The sequence below is a fragment of the Streptococcus oralis genome (assembly GCF_019929345.1).
Taxonomy (GTDB): Bacteria; Bacillota; Bacilli; order Lactobacillales; family Streptococcaceae; genus Streptococcus.
This window is the reverse complement of the sequence record NZ_JAHZPJ010000009.1, coordinates 1-17,187: the sequence shown is the minus strand read 5'-3', so window position 1 is coordinate 17,187 and position 17,187 is coordinate 1. Positions and strand designations below refer to the sequence as shown.

Annotated in this window: 13 protein-coding genes and 2 pseudogenes; 7 read left to right on the top strand and 8 right to left on the bottom strand. The window is 41.6% G+C overall.

Annotation, left to right across the window (positions count from 1 at the left end):
* Positions 1-32 precede the first annotated feature (32 nt).
* The 3 genes from K1I97_RS06660 (at position 33) to K1I97_RS06650 (ending at position 3,142) form a co-directional block, all read left to right on the top strand.
* Complete coding sequence (locus tag K1I97_RS06660; protein ID WP_129325938.1) at positions 33-929, top strand: SPFH domain-containing protein; 897 nt, start codon at positions 33-35, stop codon at positions 927-929.
* A 102-nt stretch (positions 930-1,031) separates the two neighbouring features.
* A complete protein-coding gene (locus tag K1I97_RS06655) occupies positions 1,032-1,247 on the top strand; it encodes a capsule biosynthesis transcriptional regulator (RefSeq protein ID WP_001130035.1) in 216 nt (71 codons plus the stop codon).
* Between the two features lie 554 nt (positions 1,248-1,801).
* Positions 1,802-3,142, top strand: a complete 1,341-nt coding sequence (locus K1I97_RS06650) for an LPXTG cell wall anchor domain-containing protein (RefSeq protein ID WP_223331908.1) — start codon at positions 1,802-1,804, stop codon at positions 3,140-3,142.
* A gap of 306 nt (positions 3,143-3,448) precedes the next feature.
* On the opposite strand, the pseudogene K1I97_RS06645 reads toward K1I97_RS06650, so the two are convergent.
* The 7 genes and pseudogenes from K1I97_RS06645 to K1I97_RS06615 form a co-directional block, all read right to left on the bottom strand.
* A pseudogene (locus K1I97_RS06645) lies at positions 3,449-3,709 on the bottom strand (IS3 family transposase); the annotation flags it as partial.
* A 209-nt stretch (positions 3,710-3,918) separates the two neighbouring features.
* Positions 3,919-9,504: an alpha-L-fucosidase gene (locus K1I97_RS06640; protein ID WP_223331907.1), complete on the bottom strand. Its 5,586-nt coding sequence runs from the start codon at positions 9,502-9,504 to the stop codon at positions 3,919-3,921.
* Between the two features lie 343 nt (positions 9,505-9,847).
* On the bottom strand, positions 9,848-10,324 hold the full coding sequence (locus K1I97_RS06635; RefSeq protein ID WP_223331906.1) for a glutathione peroxidase: 477 nt from the start codon (positions 10,322-10,324) through the stop codon (positions 9,848-9,850).
* The gene (locus K1I97_RS06630; protein ID WP_223331946.1) at positions 10,321-10,923 is read right to left on the bottom strand and encodes a DUF3278 domain-containing protein; all 603 of its coding nucleotides are present in this window, start codon (positions 10,921-10,923) and stop codon (positions 10,321-10,323) included. The genes K1I97_RS06635 and K1I97_RS06630 overlap by 4 nt, the downstream gene beginning before the upstream one ends.
* Positions 10,911-11,252 (bottom strand): hypothetical protein, encoded by a 342-nt coding sequence (locus tag K1I97_RS06625; RefSeq protein WP_084976023.1) that lies wholly within the window; start codon positions 11,250-11,252, stop codon positions 10,911-10,913. The genes K1I97_RS06630 and K1I97_RS06625 overlap by 13 nt, the downstream gene beginning before the upstream one ends.
* Positions 11,253-11,262: 10 nt before the next feature.
* Positions 11,263-11,805, bottom strand: a complete 543-nt coding sequence (locus K1I97_RS06620; protein WP_223331905.1) for a DUF3278 domain-containing protein — start codon at positions 11,803-11,805, stop codon at positions 11,263-11,265.
* A gap of 15 nt (positions 11,806-11,820) precedes the next feature.
* The gene (locus K1I97_RS06615; RefSeq protein WP_001082470.1) at positions 11,821-12,015 is read right to left on the bottom strand and encodes a helix-turn-helix transcriptional regulator; all 195 of its coding nucleotides are present in this window, start codon (positions 12,013-12,015) and stop codon (positions 11,821-11,823) included.
* A gap of 162 nt (positions 12,016-12,177) precedes the next feature.
* Between K1I97_RS06615 and rsmH the strand changes: the two genes are divergently transcribed.
* The 4 genes from rsmH to mraY are packed head-to-tail and all read left to right on the top strand — an operon-like array spanning position 12,178 to position 16,697.
* Positions 12,178-13,128: a 16S rRNA (cytosine(1402)-N(4))-methyltransferase RsmH gene (gene rsmH, locus K1I97_RS06610; protein ID WP_223331904.1), complete on the top strand. Its 951-nt coding sequence runs from the start codon at positions 12,178-12,180 to the stop codon at positions 13,126-13,128.
* Positions 13,129-13,138: 10 nt separating this feature from the next.
* Positions 13,139-13,456 carry a cell division protein FtsL gene (gene ftsL / locus K1I97_RS06605; RefSeq protein ID WP_000840795.1) on the top strand — a complete coding sequence of 106 codons (318 nt, stop codon included), beginning with the start codon at positions 13,139-13,141 and terminating at the stop codon, positions 13,454-13,456.
* A 3-nt stretch (positions 13,457-13,459) separates the two neighbouring features.
* On the top strand, positions 13,460-15,715 hold the full coding sequence (gene pbp2x / locus K1I97_RS06600; RefSeq protein ID WP_223331903.1) for a penicillin-binding protein PBP2X: 2,256 nt from the start codon (positions 13,460-13,462) through the stop codon (positions 15,713-15,715).
* A gap of 1 nt (position 15,716) precedes the next feature.
* The gene (mraY, locus tag K1I97_RS06595) at positions 15,717-16,697 is read left to right on the top strand and encodes a phospho-N-acetylmuramoyl-pentapeptide-transferase (RefSeq protein ID WP_223331902.1); all 981 of its coding nucleotides are present in this window, start codon (positions 15,717-15,719) and stop codon (positions 16,695-16,697) included.
* 331 nt (positions 16,698-17,028) lie between these two features.
* Here the strand turns inward: mraY and K1I97_RS06590 are convergent.
* A pseudogene (locus K1I97_RS06590) lies at positions 17,029-17,187 on the bottom strand (competence protein ComB); the annotation flags it as partial.

Here is a 17,187-nt window from a genome sequence, read left to right as displayed (position 1 = left end):
TATAATGAGGATGACGAAAGGGGGAGATTCCCATGGTTTTACATGTTTTATTTATTCTATTAATTCTAGTGCTGATTGCATCAGTGATTATTATCAGCTCTGTGTATGTTGTAAGGCAGCAGTCTGTCGCCATTATTGAGCGCTTTGGTAAATACCAAAAGTTGAGTAACAGTGGGATTCATGTGCGAGCTCCTTTTGGGATTGATAGAATTGCGGCCAGGGTGCAGTTGCGCCTATTGCAAAGTGAGATTGTCGTGGAAACAAAAACGCAGGATAACGTCTTTGTGACCATGAATGTGGCAACTCAGTATCGAGTGAATGAGAATAATGTCACAGATGCTTACTATAAACTAATGAGACCAGAAGCTCAAATCAAATCCTATATTGAGGATGCCTTGCGTTCGTCTGTACCTAAATTGACCTTGGATGAACTATTTGAGAAAAAAGATGAAATTGCATTAGAAGTTCAAAAGCAAGTAGCAGAAGAAATGTCTACATATGGTTACATCATTGTAAAAACATTGATTACGAAGGTTGAGCCTGACGCTGAAGTTAAACAATCAATGAATGAAATCAATGCTGCCCAACGTAAGAGAGTCGCTGCGCAAGAACTTGCAGAAGCAGATAAGATTAAGATTGTGACAGCGGCGGAAGCAGAGGCAGAAAAAGATCGTCTACACGGGGTAGGGATTGCAGAACAGCGTAAGGCTATTGTTGACGGACTTGCTGATTCTATTCAAGAATTAAAAGGAGCCAATGTTGAACTCACGGAAGCCCAGATTATGTCTATTCTATTAACAAATCAGTATTTGGATACTTTGAATAATTTCGCAGACAATAAGGGCAATAATACCATCTTCCTACCAGCAAATCCTGATGGAGTTGAAGATATACGAACAAGCATATTATCAGCTTTAAAAGCTAAGTAATAACAATTCATTATTTGTTTTCAATAAGTAGATGTTTTTTTAATGGATAGTCCTCAAAATGGCTATATTTCAACATCGTAAAGAATGAAATAGGAGAAGAACATGGCTAAGTCAAACTTTGAAAAAGTAGAATCAGTTGTTGGCTGGGTTCGTGATAAGAAAATCACAGGTTACCGTATCTCTAAGGAAACAAATGCACGTGAAATGTCAATTATTGCTTTGGCACAAGGTCGTGCAAAAGTGAAAAATATTTCATTTGAAACAGCCCTAGGCTTGATTGATTTTTATGACAAGAATCATGAAAAATTTGAAGATTAAACTAGGCTTACAGGCAGATTCTTAAAATGGATCTGCCTTTTGTTTTGCAAACAGTTATCAAACATGTCTCTTTATCAACTGAAATAGGTATTGGAAAGCTTAGAGTAAGGGGGTGAGATAAACTTATCTCTCCTCAAATTTGAGAAAATAGTTTTAAAAAGCGAATAATATAGGTTTATGAGTGTCAGATGAGTGAATATTAATCGGAAATACGCCTGAATCCCATTCTATCAAGCTTTAAAGGCTAGTCCAACTTGACAATTACCGAATTTTGGAGTAAACTAGTAATTAAATGTAGTCTCCTCTTGCTCTCATAAATGCCAAAAATGGTGGCCTTGAAAATCTGTATAAGGGAAATGTGAGCAGATTAACTAGTCACTCAAAGAATTTGAGAATATAAAAGTTGCAATCAATGCGAGGAGATGTAGGAGAAGGGGAGGAATGACTTAGCTTTATTTAGTATCAGATGTTCTACCGTGTAATGTTTTTTTAGCCCACCTTGGCTAGATTGCTCATCGTAAAAAAATGAAAAGTAAAAGTGAGGTTTATGTAAAATGATTAAATATAAAGGACATGGCTCTATTCGTAAAATGAAAAAAGGTGCTACGGGAGTCTTATTTGTAAGTGCAGCCCTTCTTTTTGGTGCAGTGAATGCGGTAACAGCTAGTGCAGATGAGGTTTCAACTCCTGCTCCAGCAACAGTAGCTACTGAATCAACTGCTCCTAAGGCAGAAGAGCCGAAAGTTGATGTAGAAAGTCCAAAAACAGATGTAGAAGCAGCTCCAAAAGCTGAAACTCCAGCCCCTAAGGTAGAGGCAGAGAGTCCTAAAACAGAGGAATCAAAATCTAAAGAAGCGGCACCTAAAGAAGAAGCTCCTAAGACAGAGGCAGATCTTTCTAAGTCTTATCAAGATTTGAAATCACTTCTTAATGAGAATAATCTAAGATATAAGGAAGAAAAAGCAGAGTACGATACGATTCAGGAAGCAACTGAAGCGATGGATAAGCAAGTTAAAACGGCTAAAGACTTGATTGCAAAACGTGACCAACTTGAAAAATCTATAGCTGATAAAGTAAAAGAAGCTGAAGCGCTCAGAATGATAGCTTATCGTGAGGATGAGGTGGTTTACAAGACAGTAGAAGAAGCTAAAAAAGCTACTGAAAAACAATTAGCAGATCTTCAAAATGATATTCAGTTAGTTGCAAAAACAAAGAAAATCGTAGAAAAATTGAGATTTGATTTAACGAATGCAGGTGTTACAATCGAACCACAAACGGAGTTTTGGAAGAATAGTGGAAAGTCTAAGGCAGAATTTAACTCTGAGGTAAAAGATTTTATTAAATATACCAATAGTGCCTTGAAGGCTCAACGTGAGGCCAAGCAAGCCTTTGAACAGGTCATAGCAGACTACCGTGCAAAAGGTCTGGATATCACAGTAGATGGTATAGAAGGTTATCGTTATAGCGCAGTCGAGGACGAGGTGCTAGACATCAAGATTAAGCTGGATAAAATTTATAATAAAAAGCTCATCAATGATCGCTACAATATGCCAACTGATCCAAGTTTTCTCAAAGTAACAGTAAAAAGACCTAATGTTGATTTATATGAACCCTATTTACCAAGATTGTTTGCAGTAGTTCCTAAAATCAACTTAGAGGCAAGCATTCAAGAGGTTTCGGTTAAGCATGCTGTGTCTGATATTACTAGTGATGTGAAAGATGTGAAGGGAGACGAACCAGTAGCTCCTCAAGCTCAAGAGTTAGCTTATTCAGCACCAGCCAAAACACTTCCGAATACAGGAGAAAAAGGTTCGGTTGCTTTAGCAAGCGCAGGTGTAGTGATGGCAGTAGCAGGTTTGCTAGGTCTATCTCAAAAGCGTAGACAAGAGGATTAATATATAAATTCTTTGTCAACTGTAGTGGGTTGGTATCGACTATAATCTGGAGAGGACAATCGCTACCCTCTCCATTTTTGCTGAGCTTATTAGTGGATTCAAGGTTTAGTTTGAATAAGATCACTCTAAAGCATGAATAATGTACTTCTTACTGACGCTAATGTTTCTCATACTAGTGAATATTTTCTTACTATTTTCCTTAAAGTCAATATTTGACGGGGTATGTTGAAAGCCGTATTTGATTATTTTGTTGACGAGGAAACAGGATAATCGAATTTTGCACAGCTCTGTATTGATTCCAAAATGCTAGATAAATAATGATTGAAAGGATTTAGTTCTGTATTGCACAGGGCTAAGTCCTTTTAGTTTGATTTTGATTCGTTTGTTGTTGTGGTAACCAATGTAGTTGACAATAGCTTGTTCAAGGCCTTCTAAAGACTTAAAGTTCTTCTCCTATCCGTAAAACATCTCATACTTAAGAATGCCAAAGAAAGATTCCATCATGCCATTGTCTGGATTGTTGCCCTTGCGTGATATGAATGACTGAATTCCCTTCTTGTCTAAGAAATATGTTGATATTGCTAGCCCGATTGCTGTGGGGATATAAATTGAATCATAAACTACGAAAATGTCTTAATAGGGAAACTCCTTATGAAGTATTTTATGATAAAATTGTGCTACTTAATTTGATTATTCAAAATAGAAAAAGAGAAGACCAAATGGTCTTCTCAACGGGGGAACTGAAATAATGGAAAAGAATCAATCAAAGATATTTGTTAGTCTTCGAAATTCTTTTGGAAGATGAGGAGAGACAAGACTGAAGTAATTGCCGCCAAGAAGAGGAAGGTGTTTCCTTCTTGTTCCCCAGTTTCTGGGAGTTGTTTTTCCTTTTCTTGTTTGACTGTAGTTGCAGAAGGAACTTTTTCATCTTTTGCTGGTAAATTGTCTGTTACGACCGGCGCTGGTTTCTCAGGCTCAGCTGGTTTCTCAGGTTCAGCTGGTTTCTCCGGTTCAGCTGGTTTTTCTGGTTCAGCTGGTTTTTCTGGTTCAGCTGGTTTTTCTGGTTCAGCTGGTTTTTCTGGTTCAGCTGGTTTCTCCGGTTCAGCTGGTTTCTCCGGTTGAGCTGGTTTCTCAGGCTCAGCTGGTTTCTCAGGTTCAGCCGGTTTCTCTGGTTCAGCCGGTTTCTCTGGTTCAGCCGGTTTCTCTGGTTCAGCCGGTTTCTCAGGCTCAGCTGGTTTCTCAGGCTCAGCTGGTTTCTCAGGCTCAGCTGGTTTCTCAGGCTCAGCTGGTTTCTCTGGTTCAGCTGGTTTCTCTGGTTCAGCCGGTTTCTCTGGTTCAGCTGGTTTCTCTGGTTCAGCTGGTTTCTCTGGTTCAGCTGGTTTCTCTGGTTCAGCCGATTTCTCAGGCTTAGCTGCTTCAAGCTTGTTAATTTGTTCAAGAGCGGATTCTAGCGCTTTATTAACTTCTTCTTGAGTCTTGGCCTCTTGAATTGCAGCGATTGCTTGGTTTGCAAGTTCAATTAATTTCTTCTTAGCTTCATTGTTAGTTCCAAGCTCACCGACTTTTTTCTCGATGGCTTCTGTCAAGCTAGCCATGGCCTTATTGTATTCGATTTCCGGCTGTTTCGGTTCAGCAGGCTGTTCTGGACTAGGTTCTTCGCCAGGTTTTTGGTAGTTTTCGTCCTTGCTGAGAATATCTTGCAAAGTACTTACTGTCAACATAACATCCTGAGCATCTACAGTTTCAGCGCTGAGTTGGTTTCTCAATTTGTCTAGATTTGCTTGGAAAGCTTGGCGTGCAGCAGGTGTATTTTTCAATCCTGTTGGGTCAAAGTTAGCCAAATCGTCCTTCCATTTAGTGATGGATTGGAGAAGCTCTTCTTTGCTGTAGAGTTCGCTTCCTTCACCACGAGTGATGAATTGATCCACCTGAATACCGATGTTTCGAGACAAATCGTTTCGATCAGGATCTAGTTGAAGGGTGACTGCGTGCAAGTTTTCATCAAGACCTTTTAGGCTAACCAGAGTTTGATTGCCTTGGCGTTGGGCAGCGTGACCGCTAAAGTATTTCTTGCCATCAATAGTCGAAGAATTTCCCATGCCATCTTGGTAAGGAACTTCTTTACCATCTAAGAAGACCTTGTAGATACCGTGACCTGGATCTACAAATCCCTTGATGTCAAGTCCAGTACCGTAGAAGTAAGCTGTTACAGTTGTCTTTTTCTTTTGCTCGTCAGTTAAGCGACCAAAGGAAGCCCAAGACTCCGTCTTTTGGTATTTGTCTGCGGAATTGGTTTCGTGGTTCCAGCCAGGACTGTAATCCAACTGACTAGCTTGGTCATCATAACTTGTTTGATCCTTAATTAGCAATTCAGCCTTCATCACCTGAATCGTTGCATCGGTAGCAAAACCGAGCAAGGCACCATCAGAAACAGAAGTGAGCTTGGCTTTGAAGTCAAAGACAGAGTCGGCTTGTTCTGTAAAGTCAATCGTTGGGATGGTAACAGTCTTTTCTGTTTCTCCATCTTCAAAAGTCACATCTTGAGTTGTATCTTGGTAAACCTTACCGTGAACTCCAGTTCCAGGTTCCGTGATAAAGCGAACAGTAGCAGTTCCCTTGCTTCCACCAACACGTTTAATTTTAACAGTGACTGGTTTTCCTTTTTCGACTTCATAGTTAGTAGACTCGAGTTCAAACATTCCCTTGCTATCATTGTTTAGGGTGTAGATTCCTTCTGTAGCAATTGGTTCACCTGTTTTATTAACGAGGGTAATAGTATGTTGGCCAGGTGCTAAATCGCCTGTTTCAAAGACTTTTTGACTACGTTTACGGCTAGCATTCTTGGTTTGCACATCCGCAACTTTTTGGCCATCAACGTAGACGGACATTTCTCCATGACCTGGGTCAACTGTAGAGACGACATAGGCCTTGGTTCCTGTGAAGGTATAGCTTACTTTGGCATCTTTTTGATTGGTCCACATAGAAGTGCCACGAACACCTTCAGATTCATTGTACCAAGTTGTACCGGCTGTATCTGCTGTTGTATTTGAGTGGTATTCAAGTCCAAGAGGGTAGCCGTCTGTCTTTTCGATACTACTTGGTGTTTTGTAGACAGAGAAGTTGTTCAAGATTGGTGTAGCTTGTGCTCCTGTGATGGTCACACGGATTTTTTGTGCCTCTACAGGCTTACCTTGAATCAAGCGACGGTAACCAACAGTTGAACCTTCTCCGTAAGTCACCCAGCGTCCGTTGATTTCAACTTCAATCTTGAAACCAGAGATACGTTGACCTTTGGCGATGTCTTCTTTGAGTTCAACAACATCAAAACGTCTCTTTTGCCCTAAATCGACTGTGAAACTACCAGTTGTGGCATCATTTGAGAGCGCCCAGCTCGTATCATCTTTACCGTCAGTCAGGTGACTTTCTTTGTAGAGGTGGTTCTGACGAGTAGAACTTGCTGTTACAGTGGCACCTTTGGCAAAGTCAGTCGCATACATTTGGTCTAGGGTTGCCTTGAATTCCTTCAAGCGAGCCACATCCGCATCTGCAAATTTTCCTTCTTTATTTGGTGGAATATTGAGAAGGAGTGGGGTTCCACGACCAACAGACTTGAAGTAGATGTCCATCAACTCTTTGAGTGATTTCGGCTGTTGATTGTCATGGTAGAACCAACCAGAACGGATCGAAACGTCAGCTTCCCCTACAGAGTACATATCACCATCTGGGTCACCGTGGTTGAGGTATTCGTTTTTCACATCGTCTGTGATATTGGCCTTTTTGACTTTATGCCATACAGGGTCACCTGCGATACCACGTTCATTTCCAATCCAGCGAACACTTGTCGGTTGAGCAGAGAAGATGGCGATATCTCCTTCAGCTTCTTTGATGTATTTGAACCATTCATCAAAGGTATAGGTTACTTTTTGGGCACCGCTACCACGCGCACCATCCATCCAAACTTCGATGAATTTGCCTTTATTTCCGTATTTCGGATTGCCAAGGATTTCTTTCAGTTGGTTGAGATAGTATTGGTTGTATTCTTTTTCGGTTGCAACATGGTATTTTGGATGGTTGGCATCCCATGGTGACAAGTAAACACCCATATTCATATCGTACTTACTAGCAGATTTGGAAACTTCTTCGAGAAGGTCACCCTTTCCATCTTTCCATGGACTAGCAGCTACGGTATGGTTGGTGTACTTAGATGGGTAAGCAACGAAACCGTCGTGGTGTTTAACCACCATAATGGTTCGTTTGAAGCCCGTTTCCTTCAGGGTACGGATCCACTGATCTGTATCCAAGTTGGTTGGATTGAAGTATCGAGGGTCTTCTTTTCCATTTCCCCACTCGGAATTAGTATAAGTGTTCATTCCGTAGTGAATGAAGGCCGCCAATTCTTCCTTGTGGTAATCGAGTTGGGCCTTGCTTGGAAGAGGTCCATGATTGCCAATCTCAGTTTCTTTATCTTCTGGATGAGCAACTGGAGGAGTCGCAGTCGTTGGATTGGATGTATCAGCGATTGGTTCGTATTCAAAGACGACTTCATTCACACCTTTATGCTGGATGGTTGCTTCCAAACTAGCCTTGACTGGACGGTATCCAGAAATGTCTTTTGCATGGAAAGTGTTGACAAAGGAAACGTCATACTCTTGACCTTCATTGTTATCAACTGTCGCTTCCGCTAGTTCAGTAGTGGTTCCTTTTTGACGGTAGTAAACCTTGAAGGAGCCTTTGTTAACTTTATAGACCACCTTGATGACACGGGTTCCAGGAGCTGTTTTACTAACGACATTGTGGTTCCACTCGTCTTTTAGTTGCTTCTGAATCTCGACCCCATCGATGGAAACAATCTGGTATTTCTCTAGGTTTTGCTTGTAGAATTCGGTTGGAGTGATTGCTTTCTTGAAATCATAGTCAAAGCCAGTTCCCACTTCTGTTTTGTCTAAGAAAGTATCGTTTTCTTTGACTGTATTGCCTGCTTCGTCCACGTGTTGGATAACCACACGTCCGTAATCAATTCCCTTGACTAGAGTAGCGATACCGCTCTCATCAAAGGAGTACTGATTTTCTCCGATGACAGCTGTCTTATTTCTAAGCATTTCACCTTCGGGTGTAAAGTAGTAGCGTTTGCCATTATCACCTTGATACCAGCCCTTGACACCATATTTGTCAATGATATCTTTGACCCATTTGAGTTGCTCAGGAGAGAGGACAAGTCCGCCACCGAAGCGGTCTTTCTCAGGCACACCGTTGTCAACCGTTCCGTGTTGGTGTACGCCGATGACTTTTCCATCACCATTGATAATTCCGCCACCAGACAAACCAGATACAGAAGTTGTTTGGTAAGTGATGCCAGTAGCTCCCTTGTCATCATAAGGATCAACAGATTTTACCTTGCCGTTAGCCTTATAGAGTTGTCCAGCTACGATAGGCTGTTTGAGTTCTTTTGAGCTTGAGTCAGTTGGGTAACCAATCGTGCTGACAGGATCCCCTGCTTTGTAAGTCTTATGCTCAGCGAGTGGTGCAAAAGTTGCTGCTTTATTTGGGCTTGCAATTTGTATAGGGACAGGTGATACAACTGCTGCCAAGTCATTTTGATATCCCTTGCTAAACTCTTCTTTGTTCCAGAAGTGGATATCTTTCTCTTGAAAGAGTGTGGTATTTCCTGAATTTGGCTGAGAATTTTTAACGGGAGTGTTGGAGCCTAGATTGTAATAGAAGCGCGCAGAATCTCCGCCACGAACATGGCCCTCTTTGTCTAAAAAGTTGTGCGCAACTGTCAAGAAGACGTTAGGAGATACGAAAATACCAGAGCCAGAAACGATGTATCGTTGAGCCCCACCATTATAAATGCTGTAGACCATAGTTGCAGCAGTTGCGGGTTGTCCCTCGTAGTTGATGTGCTTGAGGTCTTGTCCACCGTTAATAATAGCACGGTTTCCGTTCTCAGCTTCCTTTGTAGCTTTTTCCTTATCTTTTAGAATGCTCTCAGTTTCTACTTTAGGACTAGCTTTCTGGTCAACGATAGTCTTTGTGTCGAGTTCTTTGACAGGTGTGTCTGGATAGGCACGGTCCTGAATGTCTTCAGGGAGCAAATCAGCACTGCTGGTATCGGCAGCAGGCGTTTCTTGTTTTTCAGCTTCTACACGGCCTTCTTCTTTGACTGGTTCAGCCTTGGTCTCTTCTATATCTGCTACTTGTTTCATTTGCTGATCTAAATTGGATGTCGTGGCAGGAGATGTTTCGTCCGCACGCACGGTTCCAGAAGCAAAAAATGTCAGTCCAACGATGACAGAGGCTACACCTACAGTCAACTTTCGAATGCTAAACGTTTGCCCTTTTTCAAAAAGGTATCGATTCATAATATACTCCTAGTTTTTAGAAAGGCAGTCAGCTACTGCCCGAGCCCAAGTCTGACTTGGTTACAACTTGATTTAAAGATAAAAACTCTCTGATAATTTGTAAGCCACCTTACCTCCTGTTTATAAAGCGCTTTCATTTTAAGATAAAAAAATTTAAAAGGTCATTTCTCCCTTAAAATGACTGAAAACTTTTAATATAACAAATATACTAAATTAATGAAAGAATTGCAATAGCAAAAAGCAAAAAAATAAGCATAAATTAAAGAAAATCCGTTACTTTTTAAAGAAAAAACGCATCCTTTCATGTCTCAAACTAAATGAAAGAATACGTTTTAAAAAGAAATTAGAGTATTTTGGGGAGGAACTCTTGGATGGTTTGGGGGTCTGTTTTGGAAGAGAAGCGCTCAAGGACTTGTCCATCTCGGTCAATGAGAAACTTAGTAAAATTCCATTCTATTCGTTTTCCTAGCGGACCAGATTTCTGGTCTTTTATCCAAACATAAAGAGGAGCTGCTTCCTTGCCGTTGACCTTGATCTTGGCAAAGCGAGGGAAAGTTGTTTGATAGTGTAGGCTGCAGAAGCTATTGATTTCCTCTGCGCTACCGGGTGCTTGTCCCATAAATTGATTGCAAGGGAAATCTAAGATTTCAAAACCCTGATCTTGATAGCGTTCATAGAGTTCTTGAAGTCCTTGGTACTGGGGCGTTAAATCACATCCAGTAGCAGTGTTGACAATCAAGAGAACCTTGCCACGATAGCTCTCTAGGGAAGTTGATTGGTTGTTTTGGTTCAAAACGGAAAAATCATATATACTGGTCATTTTTCTATATTCTCCTTATGCATTCCTGATTCAGAGTGTTTCATCTCGTGTTCCGATAAAAAGACGTAGGTTATGGTTCCAAAGATGGCACCAATTCCCAATCCCAAGACTAGTAAAGGGAGCGTTTTATTGAACTGGGAGAGATTGTCCCAAAAGGTATCGAGGGGAAGATGCTGAACAAAGAGTTTGTGAAAGATTAGTAAGAGGAAGAGACCAAGCTGAATGCTGAGGAATACACCCCAACTACGAACTTTGATTTGACTTTTGCTGTAGCTTTTGTGATGGATTTCGGACGGGTCATCCTTGTCTAAACGTAAGTCGCGAACTGCTAGTCTCGCCCTAGATGAGAGGACGAAGATAAGTCCAAAATAGAGGTAGAGCATGGCATCTCGAACTAACTCTATGAAGCGTCCAAATAGGAGATAGAACAAGAAGAGTAGGAGGGAGGAGTAAACGATTTGGATCAAGGCACGGGCACAAGCCTTGTAAATCATCTCTTGACGGCATTCATCAAAAGGCCCTTGTATGTGAAAGAATAGTTTGAGTAAGCGAGTGGTGAAATCTTCTTTTTCATGGGAGTAACCTCCTAAATGAGCGATTTTTGATTGACTTCTTTAAAGAGTTGATAGAGAGTATAGAAGTAAACCAAACTAAAAATGATACAGATTATTAAAAATACCAGGTATCTCCAATCCATAGGATTTGTTAAAAGTTGTGGAAAGGATACGAGGATAAAACAGAGAGATGCGTTTAGAAGACGTATTTTTTTTGATTGGATTTTCTGGAATCTCTGTCCCTTGTTCAATACAGGAAGGAATAAAAGAAAGATAATCAAGAAAGGATGCTCAATATGTCCAGAAAGTAGGAAAAAGGTAATAAAGATACTGATAAAAACATGACTGATCAGTAGTCTAGCTAGTGATTTCATAAGGCACCTCCTAGTCGTCTTCTTGGTCTTTCTTTGCTTTTCGAATGCGAAGAGAGACGCTCATTTGCATTATTAATCCGAAGAAGAAGGCTGCTAGGATAGTTGACACAAAATGCCCTGTATTTAAAAGAGAGCTAAGATAATCCTTGCTATCATCGGTTAGGACATTCAGAAGCGGTATTCCAAAGAACATGCCCATGCCATAGATTAGGCCGGCTTTTAGACCAGGGAAATGTAGCTGTTTGCTTTCTTTTTGACTCAGCATTTCGGGATCAATAGCTGTGATGCCTGTTTTCTTGGTTTGAGAGATCACATAGAGAGCAACTATCATCGAAATGCCGAATACCACAAGAGGATAGCCGATAGCGACAATTTGCGGGTATTTATAGGCAAGAACGAGCGGGATAAGGTTGCCAAATGTCATCAGATAAAAGAGGACAATAAAGACCTGATTTCCGATACGATCGGCCTCGCGCCGTTTGTGTTCGTCAAGGGGACCAGAAATACCGTATATGCGTTTGATGAGTTTTTCAGTGAGAGTTTCTTTTTTCATGAGTTTGCTCCTTTTTTAAAAATCGTCTTCCCAAAAGAGACTGTTGAGGTCAGTTTGGAGGCTACGGGCAAGGTTGAGACAGAGTTCTAGGGTTGGATTGTACTTGTCGTTTTCAATCATGTTGATGGTCTGTCTCGAGACACCGATATCTTTGGCGAGCTCGAGTTGGGAAATGCCCAGTTCCTTGCGGAATTCTTTCACACGATTCATAGGGTCTCCTTTCCGATATGTCGTATATATTTGACTATATTATATTCTTTTAGGAGGAGGGTGTCAAGTATATGCGACATTTTTTTGAGAATTTTTTTCGAAGAAACTTAGCCTTGTCTGACAAGTGCAAGCTGGTCAGATTTGTGGTAAAATAGATAGGATATGACAAAAGAATTTCATCATGTAACGGTCTTGCTTCATGAAACGATTGATATGCTTGACGTAAAACCTGACGGTATCTACGTTGATGCGACTTTGGGCGGAGCAGGCCATAGCGAATATTTATTAAGTAAATTGAGCGAAAAAGGGCATCTCTATGCCTTTGACCAGGACCAGAATGCCATTGACAATGCGCAAAAACGGTTGGCACCCTATATCGAAAAGGGGATGGTAACCTTTATCAAGGATAACTTCCGTCATTTGCAGGCACGTTTGCAGGAGGCTGGTGTCCAGGAAATTGATGGAATTTGTTATGACTTGGGAGTGTCCAGTCCTCAGCTAGATCAGCGTGAGCGTGGCTTTTCTTATAAAAAGGATGCGCCACTGGATATGCGGATGAATCAGGAAGCTAGTCTGACGGCCTATGAGGTGGTCAATCATTATGACTATCATGACTTGGTTCGGATCTTTTTCAAGTATGGTGAGGATAAATTCTCTAAACAGATTGCCCGTAAGATTGAGCAAGCGCGTGAGGTGAAACCCATTGAGACGACGACGGAGTTGGCAGAGATTATCAAGTCAGCCAAGCCTGCCAAGGAACTCAAGAAAAAGGGGCACCCTGCCAAGCAGATTTTTCAGGCTATCCGAATCGAAGTCAATGATGAGCTGGGTGCAGCAGATGAATCCATCCAGCAGGCCATGAACATGCTGGCTCTGGATGGTAGAATCTCGGTCATTACCTTCCATTCGCTGGAAGACCGCTTGACCAAGCAATTATTCAAGGAAGCTTCAACAGTGGAAGTTCCCAAAGGCTTGCCCTTCATTCCAGATGACCTTAAGCCCAAGATGGAATTGGTATCCCGCAAGCCAATCTTGCCAAGTGCTGAAGAGCTAGCAGCCAACAATCGTTCGCATTCAGCCAAGTTGCGCGTGGCTAGAAAAATTCACAAGTAAGAGGAAAAACATGGCAGAAAGAATCGAAAAAACAAGCCAGTTATTGCAAACGAAGTTTAAAGGTTTTTCACGTGTAGAAAAGGCCTTCTATGTTTCGATTGCTGCAACAATGATTATCCTGGCAATTAGCGTTGTGTTTATGCAGACCAAGCTATTACAAGTTCAGAATGAATTGACCAAGGTCAATGCTCAAATCGAAGAAAAGAAAACCGAGCTAGACGATGCCAAGCAAGAGGTCAATGAATTGATTCGTTCAGAACGTTTGAAAGAAATTGCAAACTCTAAGGATTTGCAGCTGAATAACGAAAATATCCGAGCAGCGGAGTAAGAAATGAAACAGTGGAAAGAAAAAATCATCCGTTATGCCGTTCGTAACCGTAAATCTCCAGAAGAAAACCGCCGAAGAGTAGGGAAAAGCCTGAGTTTATTGGCTGTCATACTCTTCGCTGTCTTTTTGGTTAACTTTGCGGTCATTATCGGAACGGGTAGCAAATTTGGCAAGGACTTAGTCAAAGAGGCCAAAAAGGTTCACCAAACAACCAAGACGATTCCTGCAAAACGGGGAACCATCTATGATCGAAATGGTGTTCCTATCGCTGAAGATGCGACATCGTATAATATCTATGCCGTTATTGACAAGACCTACAAGTCAGCAACAGGAAAAATTCTCTATGTAGAAGACTCACAATATAGTACAGTAGCAGAGATTTTTCATAAGTACCTAGAGATGGATGAGTCCTATGTAAAAGAACAACTCTCTCAGCCAGACCTGAAACAAGTATCTTTTGGGACCAAGGGAAATGGGATTACCTATGCCAATATGATGGCCATTAAAAATGACCTCAAAACAGCTGGGGTTGAGGGGGTTGACTTTACAACTAGTCCAAACCGCAGTTATCCCAATGGACAGTTTGCTTCTTCCTTTATCGGACTCGCACAACTCCATGAAAATGAGGATGGCACCAAACGCTTAATTGGAACATCAGGGATGGAAAGCTCCTTGAATAATATCCTTGCAGGGACTGATGGAATCATTACTTATGAAAAGGATCCCTTGGGAAATATTGTTCCAGGAACAGAACAAGCCTCGCAACAAACGGTAGATGGAAAGGATGTCTACACAACTCTTTCCAGTCCTTTGCAATCCTTTATGGAAACCCAGATGGATCTCTTCCAAGAAAAGGTAAAAGGCAAGTACATGACGGCTACCTTGGTTAGCGCTAAGACAGGGGAAATCCTCGCTACGACTCAACGGCCGACCTTCAATGCAGATACCAAGGATGGCATTACAAAAGACTTTGTCTGGCGTGATATCCTTTATCAAAGCAACTATGAGCCAGGATCGACCATGAAGGTGATGATGTTGGCCTCAGCTATTGATAACAACACCTTCCCCGGTGGTGAATACTTTAACAGTAGTGAATTGAAAATAGCTGATGCGACCATTCGTGACTGGGACGTCAATGAAGGATTGACTAGTGGTGGAACCATGACCTTCTCCCAAGGTTTTGCCCACTCAAGTAATATCGGGATGACCTTGCTCGAGCAAAAGATGGGCGATGCAACCTGGCTGGACTATCTTAACCGCTTTAAGTTTGGGGTGCCGACCCGTTTTGGTCTGGCAGATGAGTACACAGGTCAATTACCTGCGGATAACATTGTCAATATCGCCATGAGTTCATTTGGACAAGGGATTTCTGTTACCCAGACCCAGATGCTTCGTGCTTTTACAGCCATTGCCAACGATGGGGTTATGTTGGAGCCGAAATTTATCAGTGCCCTCTATGACCCAAATGACCAGTCTGTCCGTAAGTCTCAAAAGGAAATCGTCGGAAATCCTGTATCAAAAGCGGCAGCGTCCTCTACTCGGGATCACATGGTCATGGTCGGAACAGATCCTGTCTATGGTACCATGTACAACCATAACACAGGAAAAGCAACTGTCAATGTTCCAGGTCAGAATGTCGCCCTGAAATCAGGGACTGCTCAGATTGCCGATGAGAAAAATGGGGGCTACCTGACAGGTGAAACCAACTATATCTTCTCTGTTGTGTCGATGCATCCTGCAGAAAATCCTGACTTTATCCTCTATGTAACGGTGCAACAGCCAGAGCATTATTCAGGTATTCAGCTTGGGGAGTTTGCCAATCCAATCCTTGAGCGAGCTTCTGCCATGAAAGAATCCCTCAATCTTCAGTCAACTGCCAAGAGCTTGGATCAGGTCAGCAAGACAACAAGCTATGCGATGCCAGCTACCAAGGACTTTACCCCAGGTGATCTAGCAGAGGAATTGCGTCGTAACCTTGTCCAACCAATCGTTATCGGAACAGGAACCAAGATCAAGGAACTCTCGGTTTCTGAAGGAGATAATTTGGAAGCCAATCAGCAGATCTTGATTCTGTCAGATAAGGTCGAAGAAATGCCTGATATGTACGGCTGGACAGATGAAAATGTGCAAACATTCGCCAAATGGCTGAATATAGAAGTCGAGTGGGAAGGTAGTGGCAAAACGGTTAAAAAACAAAGTGTCCGTGCCAATACGGCCCTCAAAGACATTAAAAAAATGAAAATAACTTTAGGAGATTAAGATGATTAGTTCCATTAGTGCTGGAATTCTGGCCTTTCTATTGACCTTGATAGGTATTCCAGCCTTTATCCGATTTTATCGAAAAGCACAGATTACGGGTCAGCAGATGCACGAGGATGTCAAACAACACCAAGCTAAAGCTGGGACTCCAACCATGGGAGGTATTGTCTTCCTTATTGTTGCAGTTGTTGTGAGCTTCCTTGTCGCTCTCTTTACCCAACAATTGACAAACAATGTAGGCATGATTTTGTTTATCTTGGTTTTATATGGTTTGGTAGGCTTTTTGGATGATTTTCTCAAGGTCTTTCGCAAGATCAACGAAGGCTTAAATCCCAAGCAAAAACTTGCTCTCCAGCTGCTTGGAGGAGTGATTTTCTACCTCTTTTATGAGCGTGGTGGCGACATGCTCTCAGTTTTTGGCTACCAAGTGCACCTGGGTATTTTCTATATTTTCTTTGCCCTTTTCTGGCTAGTTGGCTTTTCAAATGCGGTGAATCTGACTGATGGGATCGACGGCTTAGCAAGTATTTCAGTGGTGATTAGCTTATCGGCCTACGGTGTGATTGCTTATATGCAAAATCAACTGGATATCCTTCTTGTGATTATTGCCATGATTGGTGGTTTGCTAGGTTTCTTCGTCTTTAACCACAAGCCTGCTAAGGTCTTTATGGGTGATGTTGGAAGTTTGGCTCTAGGTGGGATGCTGGCAGCTATTTCTATGGCTCTCCACCAAGAATGGACTCTTTTACTGATTGGGATTATCTATGTTTTTGAGACAAGCTCTGTTATGATGCAGGTTACCTACTTCAAACTTAGTGGTGGAAAGCGTATTTTCCGTATGACACCTGTACATCATCATTTTGAGCTTGGAGGATTCTCAGGCAAGGGCAATCCTTGGAGCGAGTGGAAGGTTGACTTCTTCTTTTGGGGAGTTGGGCTTCTAGCAAGTCTCTTGACCTTAGCCTTTTTATACCTACTGTAAAAATAGAGAATGCGCTTCACGTTGAGTAAATTTTTCCATGATAAAACGCATAGTATCAAGGATTTGAATACTTGATGCTATGCGTTTTTAGTATTTCGAAAATGAAATCTCCCCTTATCGAAATATTTCGACATAAATGATACTTGAAATTCAATCGTTTCAGATATTCAGGAAAATCTTAAGAACTTGAGTTCAAAGTTTAAATATGGAAGTTCTTGGATTGTTGAAATGATAGATTTATTTTTCTCAAAGACCCATTACTAACACACAAAAGGCCCCCTTGTTGATAAGGGAGCCTTTCTGTATATCCTAGTGAAGCAGATGATTTTCCTCAATCTCTTCTTAAGAATAGATCTAAATAGTAATTGAAGTAGGTCTTGCGACCTGTGATCACGACCGCTCGCCCCTCAATACCATAACGCAATTTCTCAGCCTGCTCATCTGTTAAACTCGTTTCAGCCTCTACTTTAAAGAAGTTGCCTTTTTCGGT

What these genes read in the sequence shown, in the direction of transcription:
- K1I97_RS06640 (WP_223331907.1), bottom strand. Translation starts at nt 9,504, where the DNA reads ATGAATCGATACCTTTTTGAAAAAGGGCAAACGTTTAGCATTCGAAAG.
- pbp2x (WP_223331903.1), top strand. Translation starts at nt 13,460, where the DNA reads ATGAAACAGTGGAAAGAAAAAATCATCCGTTATGCCGTTCGTAACCGT.
- mraY (WP_223331902.1), top strand. Translation starts at nt 15,717, where the DNA reads ATGATTAGTTCCATTAGTGCTGGAATTCTGGCCTTTCTATTGACCTTG.
- K1I97_RS06650 (WP_223331908.1), top strand. Translation starts at nt 1,802, where the DNA reads ATGATTAAATATAAAGGACATGGCTCTATTCGTAAAATGAAAAAAGGT.
- K1I97_RS06655 (WP_001130035.1), top strand. Translation starts at nt 1,032, where the DNA reads ATGGCTAAGTCAAACTTTGAAAAAGTAGAATCAGTTGTTGGCTGGGTT.
- K1I97_RS06660 (WP_129325938.1), top strand. Translation starts at nt 33, where the DNA reads ATGGTTTTACATGTTTTATTTATTCTATTAATTCTAGTGCTGATTGCA.
- K1I97_RS06635 (WP_223331906.1), bottom strand. Translation starts at nt 10,324, where the DNA reads ATGACCAGTATATATGATTTTTCCGTTTTGAACCAAAACAACCAATCA.
- ftsL (WP_000840795.1), top strand. Translation starts at nt 13,139, where the DNA reads ATGGCAGAAAGAATCGAAAAAACAAGCCAGTTATTGCAAACGAAGTTT.
- K1I97_RS06625 (WP_084976023.1), bottom strand. Translation starts at nt 11,252, where the DNA reads ATGAAATCACTAGCTAGACTACTGATCAGTCATGTTTTTATCAGTATC.
- K1I97_RS06620 (WP_223331905.1), bottom strand. Translation starts at nt 11,805, where the DNA reads ATGAAAAAAGAAACTCTCACTGAAAAACTCATCAAACGCATATACGGT.
- rsmH (WP_223331904.1), top strand. Translation starts at nt 12,178, where the DNA reads ATGACAAAAGAATTTCATCATGTAACGGTCTTGCTTCATGAAACGATT.
- K1I97_RS06615 (WP_001082470.1), bottom strand. Translation starts at nt 12,015, where the DNA reads ATGAATCGTGTGAAAGAATTCCGCAAGGAACTGGGCATTTCCCAACTC.